Source organism: Mesorhizobium sp. CC13 (assembly GCF_039907765.1).
Lineage (GTDB): Bacteria > Pseudomonadota > Alphaproteobacteria > Rhizobiales > Rhizobiaceae > Aminobacter.
This window is the reverse complement of the sequence record NZ_JARDJI010000011.1, coordinates 1-18,600: the sequence shown is the minus strand read 5'-3', so window position 1 is coordinate 18,600 and position 18,600 is coordinate 1. Positions and strand designations below refer to the sequence as shown.

Sequence of the window (18,600 nt, the reverse complement as noted above, 5' to 3'; positions counted from 1 at the left end):
GGCGGGGGAGGAGCGGCGCAAGGACAACCGCGAGGGCATTCTCTGGGTGCTCGCCGACATGCTGCTGGTCGCCGGCGGCATGACGGCGCTGGTCAAGGCGCAAGGCGTGGCCTACCCCGCCTTCCAGCTCGTCTTCATCCGCGCCATGATCGGGCTGATGTTCATCCTGCCGCTGATCTGGCGGCACCGCTTCCACATCCGCCACACCAGGCACCCGTGGAAAAACGTCTCGCGCGTCACCTGCAACGCGATCGCGCTGACCAGCCAGTTCCTCGCCTACACGCTTCTGCCGCTCGCGGTGGTCAACGCGCTCGGCTTCTCGCGGCCGCTGGTCACCATGGCAATGGCGGTCGCGTTTCTCGGCGAGCGCGTCTCGCGGCTGCGTTGGATCGGCGCCGGCCTCGCCTTCACCGGCGTGCTGGTCATGCTGGCGCCAGGCGGCGTCGGCTGGAATGTCGGGCTGCTCGCGGTGTTCGGCACGGTCGTCTTCGGCTCGCTGGCGATCATCCAGACACGCGCCCTGCGCGACGAGAACACCACCGTCATGATGGTCTTCTACACGGTCGGCCTGGCCGTCATCACGGCGGTGCCCGCGGTCATCGTCTGGCAGCCGGTGAAGCCGTTCGACTGGGTTCCGTTGCTCGGCATCGGCCTGCTCGCGCAGGCCGGCCAATACTGCTTCCTGCGTGCCTATCGGCTCGCCGAAGCGAGCGTGCTCGCGCCCATCGGCTATCTGTCGATCGTGGTGACCGCGGCGGCCGGCTACATCTTTTTCGGCGAGATCCCGGAGATGCGCATCGTCGCCGGCTCGGCGGTCATCCTCGTGGCGCTGCAGGCGACCGCCATTCTCGAGCACCGCGCGGCGAAGAAGCGCAAATAGCGGCCCCATCCCCGCAGTCCATGAAAAAACCGCCGGGACACGTCCCGGCGGTTGAAGCTACGTGCTGCTGCTGGAATTCGGGCCGGCGGATCAGTGACCCGGATGGATCGCGTCGTTCAGATACATGCAGGTGAGCATGGTGAAGATGTAGGCCTGGATCACCGCCATCAGCAGTTCGAGCGCGGTCAGCGCGACGGTCATCGCGAGCGGCAGGATCGCGCCGATCACGCCCAGCGTTCCGAGGCCGGACATGCTGACCACGAAGCCGGCGAACACCTTGAGCGTGATGTGGCCCGCCAGCATCACCGCGAACAGACGCACCGAATGGCTGACCGGGCGCGAAATGTAGGAAATGACCTCGATCGGAACGATGATCGGCGACAGGATCAGCGGGACGCCGGACGGCAGGAACAGGCGGAAGAAGCCCAGCCCGTGCTTCCAGATGCCGTAGAGCGTGACCGTACCGAACACCAGCATGGCGAAGGCGAAGGTGACGATGATCTGGCTGGTGACCGTGAACGCGTAGGGGAACAGGCCGATGAGGTTCGCGATCAGGATGAAGACGAACAGCGAGAACACCAGCGGGAAGAATCGCATTCCCCCTTCCCCGGCGTTGTCGCGCAGCGTCTTGGAGACGAATTCGTAGATCAGTTCGGAGACCGACTGCAGGCGTGACGGCACGAGCGCGCGGCTGCTGGAGGACGCCAGCAGGAACAGGCCGCCGAGCACCGCCGCCCCGGCCATGTAGGCCGAGGAATTGGTGAAGGCGACCTGCTGCCCCCCGAGCTCGAAGAGGGTGAATATCGGCTTGATTTCAAACTGTTCTAGTGGTCCCGCCACGGCGCCTCTCCGGTCGGCTCGATTGATGGTGCGAAGGCGCGCGCCGGGGAATTCCCTGGAACCGAACGTGTCCGGGACCGACTGGCCCGACCACGAACGCAACGGCGGCCCGCCAAGTGCGGATCGGCAACGTCTTCGCGATGATTCAGGATGGATTCCGGTCGGGGTGACAAATGCGTGGCGCCATCGAATGATGGGGCCGTCCCCGAGCGAACAAAGGCACTGGTCGTCCAGCGCGTCGGCTTCCTAGCCTAAGCGGACGGCCTCGGCAAGACACATGTGCCTGGCTCCGTGCGCCGATGCGCGGAAGCAGCGCCCCTCGCAGCCAACAGCAAGGTTGCAGTGCACAACGCGCGGAGATCCCGAGAACCGCCGCTAACATCAAAATATTACATGAAGTATATTTCTCATGCTCCTGACTTTTAAGAGAATCATTTGTAATTCATTATAAAAATGAAAACGCATTTCGCATGGAAACAAAATATTACCCGCACGCCAATCAACGGGAAGACAAAAACAATTGGAAGCCATATTTCGGTGCAGACATCCATCCTGCGCGCGCGGTGTCGATCGACGGCGATTTACTGCCGGCCGGCAGGCGTCCGATGTTCCACGCGCATAAATGAACTTGGCCGGGCAACCCCCGGGCTTTTGATCGAAGTCGGGAATCCGGAGGGAGCGGTCCATGCGGGACGCGCGGGAAATCCAGCTTGATGCGCTCAGGGCTATCGCCGTCTCGTTCGTGCTCTATGCGCATTTTTACGCCGACCAAGGCTCCAACTGGGGCCATTTCGGCGTGCGCCTTTTCTTCATTCTCAGCGGGTTCCTGATTACGCGCCTGCTGCTGGATGCGCGCGACGCGGCGAAATTCCATCCGGCGACGGCGCTGAAAGCATTCTACGCCCGCCGCGCGCTGCGCATTTTTCCGCTCTACTTCGCCATGATCGGCTTTGTCTGGCTGGTCGACCTCGAACAGTCGCGCGGCTCGCTCGCCTGGCACGCGCTCTATTTGTCCAATTTCTGGTTTGCCCAACGCGACGCCTGGGAGCCCTGGGTGCTGAGCCACACCTGGAGCCTCAGCATCGAAGAGCAATTCTACCTCGTATGGCCGCTGGTGGTCCTGTTCGCGCCGCGGCGGTCGATCGTGGCGATCTGCATCGGCGTCATCGCGCTCTCGCTCGCCTACCGATTCTACTGGCCCTTCACCGCGACGCCATCGCTCGCCCGCGACCTGTTGCCGCCGGCGTCGATGGATGCGCTCGGATCGGGCGCGCTGTTCGCCGCCTATCGGTCGGACAATGCCGGTTGGCCGCGCTGGGCAAGGCTGGCCTGGATGCCGGCCGCCGGCTCGTTCCTGGTCCTGCAGTGGTTCGCGCCCTCGCCTGTCACCCCGGTTCAGGAATGGGCGCGCTGGATCGCGCTGGAGATCCTGCCGCTGCTGCCGCTCACGATGCTGGTGGCAAGCTGCTCGACGGGTCTCGGCGGCTGGGTCGGGCGGCTGGCCGAGCTTCCGCCGCTGACGGCCCTTGGGCGCATCAGCTACGGTGTCTACCTGCTGCATCCGATCGCCCTGTCGCTGGCCGTCAAGGCGCAGTCCTGGATACCGCTCAATGTCTCGAGCCAGGGGGCCGGCCGGCTCCTTGTCGCAGGTTTCGCCACGCTTGTCGCTGCCTCGCTCTCCTGGCTGTTCCTCGAGAAACGCCTGAACGCCCTCAAGCGCCATTTCCCCTATGTCGACGCTCGAGGCCGCCGGACGGCCGGTTCCGCCGGCGCAAGAACCTGGCCCGCCAACGACGGGCTTACCGCCCGCCCAGACCAGCCGGAAGCATTGCCGGCTTCCGAGCTCCGATGAACCGATCCAAGGCGAACCGATGCACCCTCCCCTGGTTTCCGTGCTGCTTCCGGCCTACAACGCGGCCCCCTACCTGGCCGCGGCGCTCGACAGTATCGTCAACCAGGACTACCGGCGCCTCGAGGTCATCGCCATCGACGACGGTTCGACCGACGACACGCTCGCCATCCTGGAAAGCTACCGCAAGGCGGACGGCCGCATCCGCATCGTCTCGCGCGAAAACCGGGGGCTGATCGCGACGCTGAACGAAGGGCTGGCGCTCGCCAGCGGCGACCTGGTCGCCCGGATGGACGCCGACGACATCGCCTACCGCTCGCGCCTGTCGCGACAGGTGGCGCTGTTTGCGCAGCAGCCCGAACTTGCCATTTGCGGCACGGGCGCCGATACCCTGATCCGCAACCGGCTGCTGCGCGGCACGCCGCACCCGATCTACCGGTCGGGCAGCCTGCGGGCCCTGTCGAAGTTCTTCACGCTGTTCCTGCATTCGACGGTGGTCTACAACCGCCGGGTCATCCCGCAAGACATGCTGTTCTATGATGGGCGCTACGTGCATGCCGAGGACTTCGACCTGTTCCGGCGGATCGCCGAGCGCCATCCGGCCGCGATGATCGTCGAAAGCCAGCTCGCCTACCGCCAGCACGAGGAAAGCGTGACGGCCCGGCATCGGCAACGGATGCGGCAGACCCATCTCAAGATCGTCGGCGAAAATCTGGCAGCCGAGGCGCTGGCGCCCAACCCGGATATACTGCGCGGCATCGGCGACGCGGTGACCGTCGAAACGGTGCGCGGCACGGCCGAATTCCTGCTGGCGCTCGACGAGGGCATCGCCGCCCTGCCGGAGCGGGAGAAGCCGAGCTACCAGGTCGGCGCGCTCAACCTGTTCTATTTCCTCTACCGGATGATCGGCGACGAAGGCCGGCCGGCGCTCACCCACGAGTTCCTCACCCGCACATCCAAATGGGGCGTCATACGCCGCCGCGAACGCTACGGCCTGCGCGCCGCAGCGGCCGCGCCGCGCCTCAGCCTGCTCTCCATCGCCGCCGCCAGGCAGGTCGATGCCGTCGAGTGGTACATGAAGTCCAAGCCGGCCGCGGCCGCCCTGCAGACGGGATAGCATGACGGCACAGACGCGAACTAAATCGGCGGCAGGCATGTCCTCGCACCCTGCGCGGGGGCCGGCCGCACCCGCCACGGCGGCAACGCCGCCGCCCAGGGCAACCTTCATCGTCTGCACGCGCAATCGCGCGGCGGCGCTCACGGCTTGCGTGAACTCGATCCAGGTCGCCTGCCGGTCGCATGCCGCCTTCGCCGCCGAACTCGTGGTGGTCGACAACGGCTCCAGCGACGGCACGGCCGATTGCCTCGCTGGCCTGGCGGCAGGCTCGACAATTCCCATGACCCTGGTCTCGGAACCGCGGCCGGGCCTCTCGGCCGCCCGCAACGCCGGGCTCGATCAAGCGCGCGGCAATCTGCTCGTCTTCATCGACGACGATTGCCAACTGCATCCCGACTACCTGCGCGACTTGGAACGGCACTATGCCGCTGGCTCGCCGTGCGTTCGCGGCGGCCGCGTCGAACTCGGCGACCCGCAGGACCTACCCTTCACCATCAAGCGTTCGCGGCAGCGGGAGCAACTGACCCGGGCCGTTCCGCCGGGCGGGTTCGTGCTCGGCTGCAACATGACGATGAACCGCGAAGTGGCATTGCGGATCGGCCGTTTCGACGAGCGCTTCGGCGTCGGCGCGCCGCTGCGCTCTGCCGAGGACACCGACTATCTGGTGCGCGCCTTCCTCGCCGGCATCGAGGTAGAATACGTACCCGACATGGTCGTCTTCCATCACCACGGCCGAAGCGAACGCGGCGAGGTGGAAGCGCTGCACCGCAGCTACAGCCTCGGCAACGGCGGGCTGTACCTCAAGCACCTCGGGCGTGCGCCGTGGCTGCTGCGCCATTTCTACTGGGCATGCCGCTCCGCCTTGCGCGAACTCATGGGCGGCCCGGCGTTCGATCCGGAGCTGCAGCTTTCCCACCGGCCGATCGTGCTGATGAATTTGCGCGGCGCCTTCCGCTATGCCGGGCTGGCGCTCTGGCGTACGGACCGGCGAAGCCCGCGGCAGCCGGTCGGCCAAGCCGCCGTCGAGCCAAGATGAGGTCCACCGTGACGCAGCCGACATTGCCCGGATTCTCGATGCTGCGCGGGCTCTTGGGCCGCCAGCAGCGTCTGCTGCCCGTCGTGGTGCTGCTCGGGCTGGCGAGCGCCGCCCTCGAGGGCGTCGGCATCGGCCTGATCATCCCCATGCTGGGCATCATCGTCGGCCAGGCCGGGGCCGGCGACATGGGCGGCCTCTCGGGCGCCTTCCAGCGGGTCGGGACCGGGCTCAGCGAAGGCCAGCGCCTGTTCGCGCTGGCTGCGATCGTCTTTGCGCTGATCGCGTTCAAGAACCTGCTCGCCTATGCCAACGCGCTGCTCACGAGCCACATCTACGGCAAGGCGAGCCACGCCATACGCAGCGCGCTGTCGGCGCAATTGCTCAAGCTCGGATATCCGTTCTTCCTGCTGCAGAGCCCCGGACGCCTGCTGAACATCATCTCCAACGAATCCTGGCGCGCCTCGGACGCGGTCCAGACTTTGCTCTCGGCGATCGTCAACGCGTCGGCCGCCGTCATCTTGCTCGCCTTCCTGCTGCTTTTGTCCTGGCAGATGACCTTGCTGGTGGCGGTCGGCCTCCTCCTGGTGCAACTGGCGCATGCCGCCCTGTCCGCCGGTCTCAAGGCGCCGAGCCGCGGCGTCACCTCGCGCAACGGCGAGCTAGCCTCCCGGATGCTCCATCTCGTCAATGCCGGGCGGCTGATCCGCATCTTCGGCCAGGAGGCGCGGGAGCAGGCGGCGTTCGACCAGGCGTCGGATGCCGTGCGCAGGGCCGGGTTCCTCCTCCAGTCCAGGCAAGGCGCGTTGCCGCCACTGACCGAGGCGCTGCACGCGCTGCTGTTTCTCGGCGCGGTCGTCGGCTCGTGGTACGGCGGCATAAGCTTCCCGGTCATCGTCGCCTTCGTCGTGCTGCTCTACCGGCTGCAGCCGCACATGCGCGCCCTGCAGATGGGCTGGAGCCAGTTGCAGGGCTGGAGCGGATCGCTGGAAGAGGTGCGCTGGCTGCTCGACCCGTCGGACAAGCCGCCGCCGCCCGGCGGCACCCAGCCCTTCCAGGGTCTTTGTCGGCAGATGACCTTCGACGCAGTGACCTTCGGCTATCCCGGCGCCGACGGCGGCAGCGCCGTGCTGCGCTCGGCGCGCTTCGACATTCGCGCCGGCCGCTCGACCGCGATCGTCGGGCGATCGGGCGCGGGCAAGACGACCATCGTCAACCTCCTGTGCCGTTTCGTCGAACCCGACGAGGGCACAATTCTCGTGGATGACGTCGCCCTCGGCGCGATCGATCCCGCCCAGTGGCGCGGCCACATCGCCTTGGCCAGCCAGGACCTCGAACTGGTCGACGGAACCATCCTGGACAACATCACCTATGGGCAGGCGCTGGCCTCGCTGGCCGAGGCCGAGCGTGCCGCCAGGCTGGCCGAGGCGCATGACTTCATCGAGGGCCTGCCCCAAGGCTATCGGACCGTCGTCGGCTATCGCGGCGTGAACCTGTCGGCGGGTCAGCGCCAGCGCATCGCCCTGGCGCGCGCACTGGTGCGCGACCCCGCAATCCTGATCCTGGACGAGGCCACCAACGCGGTGGACGGCCTGTCGGAAGCCGCCATCGTCGAGACCCTGCGGTCAAGGGCCGGCCGTCACACCACCATCGTCATCAGCCATCACCGCAGCACCATTTCCTTCTGCGACGACGTCGTCGTCCTCGGGAACGGCGGCGCGAAAAGCCAGGCACGCTTCGCCGACCTGGCCTCGCTCAGCATGGACGAGCTCTACGAGCATGGATCGGCCGACGCTGGCTGAGACGGTAGCGGGAAGCCGCCGTTTCAGATGTGGAGCGCGTGGCCGAGCGTGCGCAATGCGGCTTCCAGGAAGGCCTCGCCCTGCGTCGGATGAGCATGGATCGTGCCGGCGATATCTTCCAGGCGCGCGCCCATCTCGATCGCCAGGCTGAAGGCCGACGACAGCTCGGCGACGCCGGTGCCGACCGCCTGGATGCCGAGCACCAGATGGTTGTCGGCGCGGGCGACGACACGGACAAAGCCGTCCTCGCCCGACAGCGTCATCGCCCGGCCGTTGGCCGAGAACGGGAACTGCGCCGTCTTGATCTCGGTGCCGTGGTTCTTCGCCTCGTCCGGCGAAAGCCCGGTCGTCACCACTTCCGGGTCGGTAAAGCAGACGGCCGGAATCGAGCGCTTGTCCCAGCTGCGCTTGTGGCCGGCGACGATCTCGGCGACCATCTCGCCTTGAGCCATCGCGCGGTGCGCCAGCATCGGCTCGCCGGTGACATCGCCGATCGCATAGATGCCGCGCATCGAGGTGCGGCACTGGTCGTCGATGCGGATGAAACGGCCGTCGCGGTCGAGGTCGATCTCCTCCAGCCCCCAGCCTTCGGTGACCGGCCTGCGTCCGACCGTCACCAGCACCTTGTCGGCCGCAAGCTTCTGTTCGCTGCCGTCGGCGGCCTCGACCAGCAGCGCGTCGCCCTTGGACGACAGCCCCTTGGCCTTGGCGCCGGTCAGCACCTTGACGCCGAGCGCCTCGAGCCGCTTGGCGACCGGGCGGGTCAGTTCGGCATCGTATTGCGGCAGGATGCGCGGCAGCGCCTCGACCACCGTCACCTTGGAGCCGAGCTTGGCGAAGGCGGTGCCCAGTTCAAGCCCGATGTAGCCGCCGCCGACGACCGCGAGCTGCTGTGGGACCTGCTTCAGCGACAGCGCCTCGGTCGACGAGATGACCGGCCCGCCGAAGGGCAGGAACGGCAGCTCGACAGGGGCGGAGCCGGTGGCGATCACGATCGTCTCGGCGCGGATGACCTGCAGGCCGGTCTCGGTCTCGACCTCGACGGTCTTGCCGTCGCGGAACCGTGCCCAGCCCTGCACCGACTTGACCCTGGCCTTCTTCAGCAGGCCGGCAACGCCGGTATTGAGCCGGCCAACGATACGGTCCTTCCAGGCCACCGTCTTGCCGAGATCGATGGCCGGTCCTGAGACGGTGATGCCCACCGGGCTCTTGCCGGCCGCCATCTCGGTCGCCATCAGGTACTCGTCCGCGGCATGGATCATCGCCTTGGACGGGATGCAGCCGACATTGAGGCAGGTGCCGCCCGGCTTGCCGGCCTCGACGATGACCGTGTCGATGCCGAGCTGGCCGGCGCGGATGGCGCAGATGTAGCCGCCGGGGCCAGCACCGATGACGAGCAGCTTGCAGGAGATTTCCTTCATCGGCTCACCCCTCCACGAAGATCATCGCCGGCGCCTCGAGCAGCGCCTTGAGCCGCTGCACGAAGACCGCCGCGTCCCAGCCGTCGATGACGCGATGGTCGAAGCTGGACGACAGGTTCATCATCTTGCGCGGCACGAACTGTGTGCCGTCCCACATCGGCCGGACCATGATCTTGTTGACGCCGACGATCGCCACTTCCGGATAGTTGATGACGGGCGTGGTGGCGATGCCGCCCATGGCGCCCAGCGAGGTGATGGTGATGGTCGAGCCGGTCAGCTCCTCGCGTGTCGCGGTGCCGGCCTTGGCGGCGTCCGCCAGACGGTTCACCTCGGCGGCGCAATCCCAGAGGTCGCGCGCCTCGGCATGCTTGACGACGGGCACCACGAGCCCACCGGGCGTCTGCGCGGCCATGCCGATATGCACGCCCGCATGGCGGTGGATCACGCCCGCATCGTCGTCATAGATCGCGTTGAGCTGCGGCTGCTCGCCGACGGCCCTGACCAGCGCCCGCATCAGGAACGGCAGGATGGTCAGCTTGGCCCGGTCGGGTCTTTTCGCGGCGTTGAGCCTGGCGCGCAGTTCCTCGAGCGCGGTGACGTCGACCTCCTCGACATAGGTGATGTGCGGAATGCGCGACTTGGCCAGCGCCATCTTCTCGGCGATGCGGCGGCGCAGGCCGACGACCTTGATTTGCTCGACGCCGGTCTTTGCCTGCAGCCCGGCTGCCGGGACGGCCGCGCCGCGCGCGGCAAATCCGTCGAGGTCCTCATGGGTGATACGACCTGCGGGGCCGGTCCCCGGCACCTGGCGCAGGTCGATACCGGCCTCCTTGGCGCGCAGCCTGACGGCGGGAGACGCAAGCGGCCGCTCGCCCTCCGGCCGGGGCAGGCCGACGGTCGTGGCGCGTGATGCGGCATTGCCCCCAAGCCTAGCCCCTCCCCACAAGGGGGAGGGGGATCCGGTTTGCGCTTTTGCGACTGCTGATTCGGGCTTGGGTGTGTCGTTCTTCGAAGCGGCCGGCTTTCCCCCTCCCCCTTGTGGGGAGGGGCCAGGGGTGGGGGTCGACTGCGCAACCGGAGCAGCGGCTTTTTCTTCCGCCGATGCTCCTTCCGCCGCACCGCCCTCGCCCGCAACCTTTATCCTGACGATGGGCGAGCCGACGGCGACCGTGTCGCCGATCTCGGCGCCGAGCCAGAGGATTTCGCCATCGACGGGCGACGGAATCTCGACCGTCGCCTTGTCGGTCATGACGGCGGCAAGCACGGCGTCCTCGCGCACGAGGTCGCCGATCTTGACGTGCCATTCGACGAGCTCGGCCTCGGCCACGCCCTCGCCGACGTCGGGAAGCTTGATGACATGCTCGCCCATGCTCAGGCCTCCATCGTTTCGATCAAAGCTTCGCCGACGCGCTTGGGTCCGGGGAAGTAGTCCCACTCCTGCGCGTGCGGATAGGGCGTGTCCCAGCCGGTGACGCGGGCGACGGGCGCTTCGAGGTGGTAGAAGCAGTTTTCCTGTACCAGCGACACGAGCTCGGCACCGAAGCCCGAGGTCAGCGTCGCCTCGTGCACCACCACGCAGCGGCGGGTCTTCCTGACCGAGGCGACGATGGTTTCGAGATCGAGCGGCAACAGCGTCCTGAGGTCGATGACCTCGGCGTCGATGCCCGTCTCCTCGGCCGCCGCCTGGGCGACATAGACCATGGTGCCATAGGCGAGCACGGTGACGGCGGAACCGGAACGGCGGATATCCGCCTTGCCCAGCGGCACGGTGAAGTGGCCCTCCGGCACCTCCCCCAGCTCATGCTTCGACCATGCCGTGACAGGCCGGTCGTGATGGCCGTCGAAGGGGCCGTTGTATAATCGTTTCGGCTCCAGAAAGATCACCGGATCCGGGTCTTCGATGGAGGCGATCAGCAGGCCCTTGGCGTCGAGCGGATTGGACGGAACGACGACCTTGAGGCCGGAGACGTGGGTGAACAGCGCCTCGGGGCTCTGGCTGTGGGTCTGGCCGCCGAAGATGCCGCCGCCTGTCGGCATGCGGATGACGATCGGGCAGGTGAATTCGCCATTGGAGCGGTAACGCAACCGTGCCGCTTCCGAAACGATCTGGTCATATGCTGGATAGACGTAGTCGGCGAACTGGATTTCGATACATGGCTTCAAGCCATAAGCGGCCATGCCGACGGCGGCGCCGACGATGCCAAGCTCGCTGATCGGCGCGTCGAAACAGCGCGAGCGGCCGTATTTCTGCTGGAGCCCTTGCGTGCAGCGGAAGACGCCGCCGAAATAGCCGACGTCCTCGCCGAACACGACGACGTTGTCGTCGCGGCCCATGGAGACGTCCATGGCGCTGCGGATGGCCTCGATCATAGTCATGCGCGGCATCGGCTACACTCCCGCCTTCTGGCGCTGGCGACGGAGATGCGGCGGCATCTCGGCATAGACGCCCTCGAACATGTCGCGCGTCGACGGCTTGCCGCCGGCATGCAGGGTGCCGTGGCTCTCGGCTTCCTTCTGCGCGGCGATGACCGCTTCGAGGATTTCCGCCTCGGTCTGCTTGTGGCGGTCGTCCGACCACAGGCCGCGCCGGATCAGATGGTTCTTCAGCCGGATGACAGGGTCGCCAAGCGGCCAGGCATCCGACTCGGTCTTCGGCCGGTAGGCGGAGGGATCGTCCGAGGTCGAGTGCGCGCCGACGCGGTAGGTGACGTATTCGACCAGCGTCGGGCCGAGGTTGCTGCGGGCGCGCTCGGTCGCCCACTTCGCCACCGCGTGCACGGCGAGGTAGTCGTTGCCGTCGACGCGCAGCGCCGGGATGCCGAAGCCGAGGCCGCGCGCGGCAAACGTGCCGGAACCGCCGCGGGCGATGCCCTGGAAGGTCGAGATCGCCCACTGGTTGTTGACGATGTTGAGCACGACGGGCGCCTTGTAGGTCGAGGCGAAGACGAGCGCGGCATGGAAATCGCTCTCGGCGGTGGCGCCGTCGCCGACCCAGCCGACGGCGATCTTGCTGTCGCCCTTGATCGCCGACGCCATCGCCCAGCCCACAGCCTGGATGTACTGGGTCGTCAGGTTGCCGGAGATCGAGAAGAAGCCGTGATCCTTAGCCGAATACATGATCGGCAGCTGGCGGCCCTTCAGCGGATCCTTTTCGTTGGAATAGATCTGGTTCATCATGTCGACCATCGGGTAGCCGCCCGCGATCAGCAGGCCGGCCTGGCGATAGGTCGGGAAATTCATGTCGCCCTGGACGAGCGCCTTGCGGAAGGCGCAGCTCACCGCCTCCTCGCCCATGTGCTGCATGTAGAACGAGGTCTTGCCCTGGCGCTGAGCCATCTGCATGCGCGCATCGAAGGTGCGCAGCGTCATCATGTGGCGCAGGCCTTCGAGCTGTTCCTCGTCGGTCAGCGTGCCGGCCCAGGGCCCGACGGCGTCGCCCTCGCGGTTGAGCACCCGGATGATCGAATAGGCGAGATCGCGGATCGTCCTGGGGTCGACGTCGACCGGCGGCCGGTCGACCGAACCCGCCTTGGGGATCGGCACGTTGGAGAAATCGGGCGTTCCGCCCGGCCGCACTTCGGGCTCGGGCACGTGGAACTTGAGCGGCGAGGGATTGTCCGTCACGGATGTTCCTCCTGTCTCCTGCGGGCCGCACGTCCTCCCCGGACACCGCACGCACCAGACAATTTATGTCAGCGATGCTGACCTATTATCCGATCATCATCGGAACCGCAATGGGGTCCCGACATCGGCGACTTTGGCATTCTCTCGCCCTCTGCGAAAGGCCGTTGACAGCACCTACGTTCCGCCTCCATGCTTAAGGCTCACCAGGGGGGTCCCGACAAGGGGCTGAGATTCTGCTGGCTTCGCGCAGCGCAGTGACCCGTTGAACCTGATCCAGTTCATACTGGCGTAGGGACGGTGCGAGGCGCAGCAAGCCGGTTCTCCGGCTCAGGCAATCGGGCTCATCCATGCCCGGGGTCCCCAGGCTAAACCTCTCCTCCATCTCATCGCATGGACTGGGTCTCCAACCAGGAGGCTCAACTCATGAATGCCCACACCCCGACCGTCACCGTTGGCGAACTTCCCGCATCGAGGAAGGTCTACAAACCGGGCAAGATCCATCCCGACATCCGCGTGCCGATGCGCGAGATCTCGGTCCGTCCGAGCGCCGGCGAGCCGCCGGTCACCGTCTACGATTCGTCCGGCCCTTACACCGACACGTCGGTGAAGACCGACATCGAGCGCGGGCTGCCGCGGCTGCGCGAGGACTGGATCCTCGCCCGCGGCGATGTCGAGCGCTACGAGGGCCGCGCGGTCAAGGACGAGGACAACGGCTTCGTTTCGGCCGAGCGCCTGACGCCGGAATTCCCGGTCCGCAACGCACCGCTGCGCGCCACCGGCGGCCGCGCCGTCACCCAGCTCGCCTATGCCCGCGCCGGCATCGTCACGCCCGAGATGGAGTTCGTCGCCATCCGCGAGAACCTCGGCCGCGAGCAGATCAGGGCCAAGCTCCAGCGCGATGGCGAAAGCTTCGGCGCCGTCATCCCCGATTTCGTGACGCCCGAATTCGTCCGCGACGAGGTCGCCCGCGGCCGCGCCATCATCCCCTCAAACATCAACCATCCCGAGAGCGAGCCGATGATCATCGGCCGCAACTTCCTGGTGAAGATCAACGCCAATATCGGCAACTCGGCCGTCACCTCGTCGATGGCCGAGGAGGTCGAGAAGATGGTGTGGGCGACGCGCTGGGGCGGCGACACGGTGATGGACCTATCCACGGGGCGCAACATCCACAACATCCGCGACTGGATCGTCCGCAACGCGCCGGTGCCGATCGGCACGGTGCCGCTCTACCAGGCGCTCGAAAAGGTCGGCGGCATCGCCGAGAACCTGACCTGGGAAGTGTTCCGCGACACGCTCATCGAGCAGGCCGAACAGGGCGTCGACTACTTCACCATCCATGCCGGCGTGCGGCTCGCCTACATCCACCTGACGGTCGACCGCGTCACCGGCATCGTTTCGCGGGGCGGCTCGATCATGGCCAAGTGGTGCCTGCACCACCACAAGGAGAGCTTCCTATACGAGCATTTCGAGGAGATCTGCGACATCTGCCGGACCTATGACGTGGCGTTTTCGCTCGGTGACGGCCTGCGCCCCGGCTCGATCGCGGATGCCAACGACGCGGCCCAGTTCGCCGAATTGGAGACGCTGGGCGAGTTGACCCAGATCGCCTGGGCCAAGGACTGCCAGGTGATGATCGAGGGCCCCGGCCACGTGCCGATGCACAAGATCAAGGAGAACATGGACAAGCAGTTAGAGGTGTGCGGCGAGGCGCCGTTCTACACGCTCGGGCCGCTCACCACCGACATAGCGCCGGGCTACGACCACATTACCTCTGGCATCGGTGCTGCCATGATCGGCTGGTTCGGCACGGCCATGCTCTGCTACGTCACGCCAAAGGAGCATCTCGGCCTGCCCGACCGCAACGACGTCAAGACAGGCGTCATCACCTACAAGATCGCGGCGCATGCCGCCGATCTCGCCAAGGGCCATCCGGCCGCGAAGGTCAGGGACGACGCCCTGTCGCGGGCGCGCTTCGAGTTCCGCTGGGAGGACCAGTTCAACCTGTCGCTCGACCCCGAGACGGCGCGCTCCTTCCACGACGAGACCTTGCCCAAGGAGGCGCACAAGGTGGCGCATTTCTGCTCGATGTGCGGCCCGAAATTCTGCTCGATGCGGATCTCCCACGACATCCGCGCCGAGGCGCAGAAAGAGGGGCTGGCGGCGATGGCGGCGAAGTACCGCGACGGCGGCGACCTCTACATGCCGGTCGAAAACGCCGAACCGGCGGAGTGAGCCAGCCATGAAGGTGCTGGTCCGCGGCGCGGGCGTCGCCGGGTTGACGCTTGCGTTTGAGCTGGCGACGCGCGGCGCCAGCGTGACCGTGGTCGACACCAGACGGCAGATCGCCGGCAATGCCTCGTGGCAGGCCGGCGGCATGCTGGCGCCATGGTGCGAGCGGGAGAGCGCCGAAGAGGCGGTACTTTCGCTCGGCCGGGATGCCGCCGGCTGGTGGGAGGCTGCCCTGCCCGGCCATGTGCTGCGCAACGGCACGCTGGTCGTGGCGCCTGCCCGCGACGCCGGCGAACTCGACCGCTTCGGCCGCCGCACTTCAGGCTTCCGCACTGTGGACGCCGAGGCCATCGCCGCACTCGAACCAGACCTCGAGGGGCGTTTCGGGCGCGCGTTGTTCTTCGCCGAGGAAGCGCATCTCGATCCGCGCAAGGCAATGCTCGGGCTGCAGGAAAAGCTGGTCGAGATGGGCGTGCGTTTCGAGTTCGGCTACGGCGCCGTGCAGGCTCCAGGCAGGGCCGAGGTCGAGGCCGACTGCACCGGCATGGCCGACACGCGGCCCGGCCTGCGCGGCGTGCGCGGCGAGATGCTGATCCTCAAAAGCCGTGACGTGTCGCTGGCCCGGCCGGTGCGGCTGCTCCACCCGCGCATTCCGGTCTATGTCGTGCCGCGCTCGGACCACCTGTTCATGGTCGGCGCGACCATGATCGAGAGCGACGACGCGGGGCCGATCACCGCGCGCTCGCTGATGGAACTGCTCAACGCCGCCTACGCCCTGCACCCGGCCTTCGGCGAGGCCGAGCTGGTCGAAACGGGCGTCGGCGTGCGGCCAGCCTTTGCCGACAACCTGCCGCGCGTCGAGCGCGACGGGAACACCATCCGCATCAACGGCCTCTACCGCCACGGCTTCCTGCTCGCCCCCGCCATGGCGCGGCAGGCGGCCGACATGATCCTGGGCCAAGAAAAGGAGCTCGCCCATGAAGCTCACCGTTAACGGCGAGAGCCACGAGGTCGCGGCCGGCACGCTGGCGGCGCTGCTCGACGAACTCGACTTCGAAGGCGGCTGGCTCGCGACCGCCCTCAACGGCGAGGTCGTGCCTGCCAAGGAACGCGACGGCTGTGCGTTGGCCGAGGGCGACCGGGTCGAGATCCTGGCGCCGATGAAGGGAGGGTGAGGTCGTGCTGAAGGTACCCCCACCCCTAACCCCTCCCCACGAGGGAGAGGGGGACGCTGGTCGCCCTGGCCGCACTTTTCGGCAGGCGCCACTCACGGCATGCGCTCTTCTTCCAGCAGGTCGGACGCCGCCAAAGTCCCCCTCCCCCTTGTGGGGAGGGGTTAGGGGTGGGGGTATCCCAGCCTCCACCTCGCAATCGACCCCGAGGAGTTGACCCATGCTCGACCTCTACGGCCAACAATTCTCGTCCCGCCTGCTTCTCGGCACCGCGCTCTATCCCTCGCCCGCGATCATGGCCGAGGCGATCAGGGCGTCGGGCGCCGACGTCGTCACCGTGTCGCTGCGCCGCGAGACCTCGGGCGGCAAGACGGGCGGGCAGTTCTGGTCGCTGATCCAGTCGCTCGGCGTCCGCGTGCTGCCCAACACCGCCGGCTGCCATTCGGTCAAGGAAGCGGTGACGACGGCGAAGATGGCGCGTGAGGTCTTTGCCACCAACTGGATCAAGCTCGAGGTCATCGGCAACCACGACACGCTGCAGCCCGATGTATTCGGGCTAGTCGAGGCGGCACGGATCCTGTCATCTGACGGCTTCGAGGTGTTCCCTTATACGACCGACGATCTGGTCGTGGCCGGACGGCTGCTCGACGCCGGCTGCAAGGTGCTGATGCCGTGGTGCGCGCCGATCGGCTCGGCTCGCGGCCCGCAGAACATCGACGCGCTGCGCAGCCTGCGCGGCCACTTCCCCGGCGTGCCGCTGATCGTCGACGCCGGCATCGGCCGCCCGTCGCATGCGGCGACCGTCATGGAGCTCGGCTACGACGCCGTGCTGCTCAACACCGCCGTCGCCAAGGCGGGCGACCCCGTCGCCATGGCGTCCGCCTTCGGCAAGGCGGTCGAGGCCGGGCGGCAGGCATTCCTGGCCGGCCCGCTCGAACCCCGCGACATGGCCGTCCCCTCCACCCCCGTCATCGGCATGGCAGCATTCTCATGAAGCTCGACCCGTTCTACCTCATCGTCGATTCCGCCCGCTGGATCGAACGCCTGGTGCCGCTCGGCGTGCAGCTGGTGCAGCTGCGCGTCAAGGACATGGACGAGGCCGGCCTGCGCCGCGAAATCCGCGCGGCGAAGGCCGTCTGCGAACGCCATGGCTGCCAGTTCATCGTCAACGACTACTGGCGCCTCGCCATCGACGAGGGTTGCGACTTCGTCCATCTCGGACAGGAGGATCTCGCCGACGCCGACGTGAAGGCGATCCGCAGCGCCGGCCTGAAGCTCGGCCTCAGCACCCATGACGACACAGAACTCGACATCGCCCTCGCCGCCGATCCCGACTATGTCGCGCTCGGGCCCGTGTACCCGACCATACTCAAGGCGATGAAATGGGCGTCGCAGGGCCTCGACCGCATCGCCAACTGGAAACAGCGCGTCGGCGCGGTGCCGCTGGTTGCGATCGGCGGGCTCAATGTCGAGCGCATACCGGGCGTGTTCGCACAGGGCGCCAACGCTGCTGCCGTCGTCACCGACATCACCCTCAACGCCGCCCCGGAGGCACGCACGCGCGAATGGCTGGCAGCGACAGCCCAGTGGCGATGACCCCGCACGTGCTCATCGTCGCCGGCTCGGATTCGAGCGGCGGCGCCGGCATCGTCCGCGACTTAGAGACAGTGTCTGCCTTCGGCCTGCGCAGCAGCCTGGCCGTCACGGCGGTGACCGTGCAGACCCATACCCGTGTCGAGCGCATCGAGCAGATGCCGCCCGAGTTGGTTGCAGAGCAGATGCGGGCAGCGTTTGCGGCGATATCGGCGGGATCATCTGGCCAAGCGGGGTTGGCAAGCGTTGTACCCCCACCCCTAGCCCCTCCCCACAAGGGGGAGGGGGATTTTGCGGCACGGTCACCCAGCTTTGATTTTCGATGGCATTGGAGGCAATGGCGGCGAAATCGTTTCCCTCCCCCTTGTGGGGAGGGGCTAGGGGTGGGGGTGCCTTCAGATGCGCGGGCTATGGCCGGCCCCGTCGCTGCGGTCAAGATCGGCATGCTGGGAACGGCGGCGGCCATAGACGCCGTCGCCGCGGTGCTGGCGAGCAGCCTGCCGGTGCCGGTGGTGCTCGACCCGGTGCTGGCCTCGACGTCGGGTCGCTCGCTTCTGGACACGGACGCCATCGGCGCGCTCAAGCGCAAGCTGATGCCGCTGTGTCGGCTGGTGACGCCGAACCTGCCCGAACTCGCGTTGCTGAGCGGCCAGCCGGTCGCTCCGTCCCAACGGGAAATCATCCGCCAGGCCGAAATGCTTCTGGCGACCGGCGTGCAAGCCGTGCTCGTCAAGGGCGGTCACGCCGAGGGCGATTTATCGACCGACCTGTTGGTCACCTCCGACGGCACGCAGCACACTTTTGAAGCGCCGCGACTGCCCGGCACCATGCGCGGCACGGGCTGCATGCTGGCGAGCGCCGTCGCGGCCAAGCTTGCGCTCGGTGCGCCGCTGGAAGCCGCCGTCCGCCGGGCGAAGGACTACGTCTTCGCCAAGCTGCTGGCTTCGATCTCCTGACCGGCTCACCCCAGCCGTTCGGCGTGCCACCTGAGGTGATCGTCCATGAAGGTGGAGATGAAGTTGTAGGAATGGTCGTAG

General features: G+C 67.1%; 16 protein-coding genes, 2 pseudogenes and 1 riboswitch. Of the genes and pseudogenes, 12 read left to right on the top strand and 6 right to left on the bottom strand.

Going from position 1 to position 18,600, the window contains the following annotated elements; all coding sequences use genetic code 11:
• The first annotated feature begins 37 nt into the window (after positions 1-37).
• On the top strand, positions 38-880 hold the full coding sequence (locus PV773_RS15600) for a DMT family transporter (protein ID WP_347967342.1): 843 nt from the start codon (positions 38-40) through the stop codon (positions 878-880).
• A 90-nt stretch (positions 881-970) separates the two neighbouring features.
• Here the strand turns inward: PV773_RS15600 and PV773_RS15595 are convergent, their stop codons facing one another.
• A complete protein-coding gene (locus PV773_RS15595; protein ID WP_340040732.1) occupies positions 971-1,720 on the bottom strand; it encodes a F0F1 ATP synthase subunit A in 750 nt (249 codons plus the stop codon).
• 685 nt (positions 1,721-2,405) lie between these two features.
• On the opposite strand from PV773_RS15595, the gene PV773_RS15590 reads away from it, so the two are divergent.
• From PV773_RS15590 to PV773_RS15575, 4 genes are read left to right on the top strand one after another with little or no spacing between them, the layout of a single operon-like run.
• Positions 2,406-3,572: an acyltransferase gene (locus tag PV773_RS15590; RefSeq protein WP_347967236.1), complete on the top strand. Its 1,167-nt coding sequence runs from the start codon at positions 2,406-2,408 to the stop codon at positions 3,570-3,572.
• A 19-nt stretch (positions 3,573-3,591) separates the two neighbouring features.
• Complete coding sequence (locus tag PV773_RS15585; RefSeq protein ID WP_347967235.1) at positions 3,592-4,686, top strand: glycosyltransferase family A protein; 1,095 nt, start codon at positions 3,592-3,594, stop codon at positions 4,684-4,686.
• Between the two features lie 37 nt (positions 4,687-4,723).
• Positions 4,724-5,722: a glycosyltransferase gene (locus PV773_RS15580; protein ID WP_347967234.1), complete on the top strand. Its 999-nt coding sequence runs from the start codon at positions 4,724-4,726 to the stop codon at positions 5,720-5,722.
• Between the two features lie 8 nt (positions 5,723-5,730).
• Entirely contained in the window at positions 5,731-7,521 is a 1,791-nt protein-coding gene (locus PV773_RS15575; protein ID WP_347967233.1) for an ABC transporter ATP-binding protein, read from the top strand.
• 23 nt (positions 7,522-7,544) lie between these two features.
• On the opposite strand, the gene lpdA is transcribed toward PV773_RS15575, so the two are convergent.
• From lpdA to PV773_RS15555, 4 genes are read right to left on the bottom strand one after another with little or no spacing between them, the layout of a single operon-like run.
• Complete coding sequence (gene lpdA / locus PV773_RS15570; RefSeq protein ID WP_347967232.1) at positions 7,545-8,942, bottom strand: dihydrolipoyl dehydrogenase; 1,398 nt, start codon at positions 8,940-8,942, stop codon at positions 7,545-7,547.
• Between the two features lie 4 nt (positions 8,943-8,946).
• Positions 8,947-10,311, bottom strand: coding sequence for a dihydrolipoamide acetyltransferase family protein (locus tag PV773_RS15565; RefSeq protein ID WP_347967231.1), 1,365 nt, complete (start codon positions 10,309-10,311; stop codon positions 8,947-8,949).
• Positions 10,312-10,313: 2 nt separating this feature from the next.
• Positions 10,314-11,327, bottom strand: a complete 1,014-nt coding sequence (locus tag PV773_RS15560; RefSeq protein WP_347967230.1) for an alpha-ketoacid dehydrogenase subunit beta — start codon at positions 11,325-11,327, stop codon at positions 10,314-10,316.
• Positions 11,328-11,330: 3 nt separating this feature from the next.
• Positions 11,331-12,566, bottom strand: coding sequence for a 3-methyl-2-oxobutanoate dehydrogenase (2-methylpropanoyl-transferring) subunit alpha (locus PV773_RS15555; RefSeq protein WP_347967229.1), 1,236 nt, complete (start codon positions 12,564-12,566; stop codon positions 11,331-11,333).
• 195 nt (positions 12,567-12,761) lie between these two features.
• Positions 12,762-12,879: riboswitch (TPP riboswitch) on the top strand.
• A 110-nt stretch (positions 12,880-12,989) separates the two neighbouring features.
• On the opposite strand from PV773_RS15555, the gene thiC reads away from it, so the two are divergent.
• The 7 genes and pseudogenes from thiC to PV773_RS15520 all read left to right on the top strand — a co-directional run bounded on the left by thiC (position 12,990) and on the right by PV773_RS15520 (position 18,519).
• Positions 12,990-14,801, top strand: a complete 1,812-nt coding sequence (gene thiC, locus PV773_RS15550) for a phosphomethylpyrimidine synthase ThiC (protein ID WP_347967228.1) — start codon at positions 12,990-12,992, stop codon at positions 14,799-14,801.
• Positions 14,802-14,808: 7 nt separating this feature from the next.
• On the top strand, positions 14,809-15,792 hold the full coding sequence (gene thiO, locus PV773_RS15545) for a glycine oxidase ThiO (RefSeq protein ID WP_347967227.1): 984 nt from the start codon (positions 14,809-14,811) through the stop codon (positions 15,790-15,792).
• Positions 15,776-15,973 (top strand): sulfur carrier protein ThiS, encoded by a 198-nt coding sequence (gene thiS / locus PV773_RS15540; protein ID WP_347967226.1) that lies wholly within the window; start codon positions 15,776-15,778, stop codon positions 15,971-15,973. The genes thiO and thiS overlap by 17 nt, the downstream gene beginning before the upstream one ends.
• A gap of 217 nt (positions 15,974-16,190) precedes the next feature.
• A complete protein-coding gene (locus PV773_RS15535; protein ID WP_347967225.1) occupies positions 16,191-16,964 on the top strand; it encodes a thiazole synthase in 774 nt (257 codons plus the stop codon).
• Positions 16,961-17,566: a thiamine phosphate synthase gene (locus PV773_RS15530; protein ID WP_347967224.1), complete on the top strand. Its 606-nt coding sequence runs from the start codon at positions 16,961-16,963 to the stop codon at positions 17,564-17,566. Before PV773_RS15535 ends, PV773_RS15530 begins: the two co-directional genes overlap by 4 nt.
• Positions 17,536-17,760 (top strand): annotated as a pseudogene (locus PV773_RS15525) (bifunctional hydroxymethylpyrimidine kinase/phosphomethylpyrimidine kinase); the annotation flags it as partial. The gene PV773_RS15530 and the pseudogene PV773_RS15525, both read left to right, overlap by 31 nt.
• A 213-nt stretch (positions 17,761-17,973) precedes the next feature.
• Positions 17,974-18,519 (top strand): hydroxymethylpyrimidine/phosphomethylpyrimidine kinase, encoded by a 546-nt coding sequence (locus PV773_RS15520; RefSeq protein WP_347967341.1) that lies wholly within the window; start codon positions 17,974-17,976, stop codon positions 18,517-18,519.
• Positions 18,520-18,524: 5 nt separating this feature from the next.
• Here the strand turns inward: PV773_RS15520 and PV773_RS15515 are convergent.
• Positions 18,525-18,600 (bottom strand): annotated as a pseudogene (locus PV773_RS15515) (S-formylglutathione hydrolase); the annotation flags it as partial.

Coding starts and splice junctions, on each gene's coding strand:
- PV773_RS15590 (WP_347967236.1), top strand. CDS start 2,406: ATGCGGGACGCGCGGGAAATCCAGCTTGATGCGCTCAGGGCTATCGCC.
- PV773_RS15585 (WP_347967235.1), top strand. CDS start 3,592: ATGCACCCTCCCCTGGTTTCCGTGCTGCTTCCGGCCTACAACGCGGCC.
- PV773_RS15580 (WP_347967234.1), top strand. CDS start 4,724: ATGTCCTCGCACCCTGCGCGGGGGCCGGCCGCACCCGCCACGGCGGCA.
- lpdA (WP_347967232.1), bottom strand. CDS start 8,942: ATGAAGGAAATCTCCTGCAAGCTGCTCGTCATCGGTGCTGGCCCCGGC.
- PV773_RS15565 (WP_347967231.1), bottom strand. CDS start 10,311: ATGGGCGAGCATGTCATCAAGCTTCCCGACGTCGGCGAGGGCGTGGCC.
- PV773_RS15560 (WP_347967230.1), bottom strand. CDS start 11,327: ATGCCGCGCATGACTATGATCGAGGCCATCCGCAGCGCCATGGACGTC.
- thiC (WP_347967228.1), top strand. CDS start 12,990: ATGAATGCCCACACCCCGACCGTCACCGTTGGCGAACTTCCCGCATCG.
- thiO (WP_347967227.1), top strand. CDS start 14,809: ATGAAGGTGCTGGTCCGCGGCGCGGGCGTCGCCGGGTTGACGCTTGCG.
- thiS (WP_347967226.1), top strand. CDS start 15,776: ATGAAGCTCACCGTTAACGGCGAGAGCCACGAGGTCGCGGCCGGCACG.
- PV773_RS15535 (WP_347967225.1), top strand. CDS start 16,191: ATGCTCGACCTCTACGGCCAACAATTCTCGTCCCGCCTGCTTCTCGGC.
- PV773_RS15530 (WP_347967224.1), top strand. CDS start 16,961: ATGAAGCTCGACCCGTTCTACCTCATCGTCGATTCCGCCCGCTGGATC.
- PV773_RS15520 (WP_347967341.1), top strand. CDS start 17,974: ATGGCCGGCCCCGTCGCTGCGGTCAAGATCGGCATGCTGGGAACGGCG.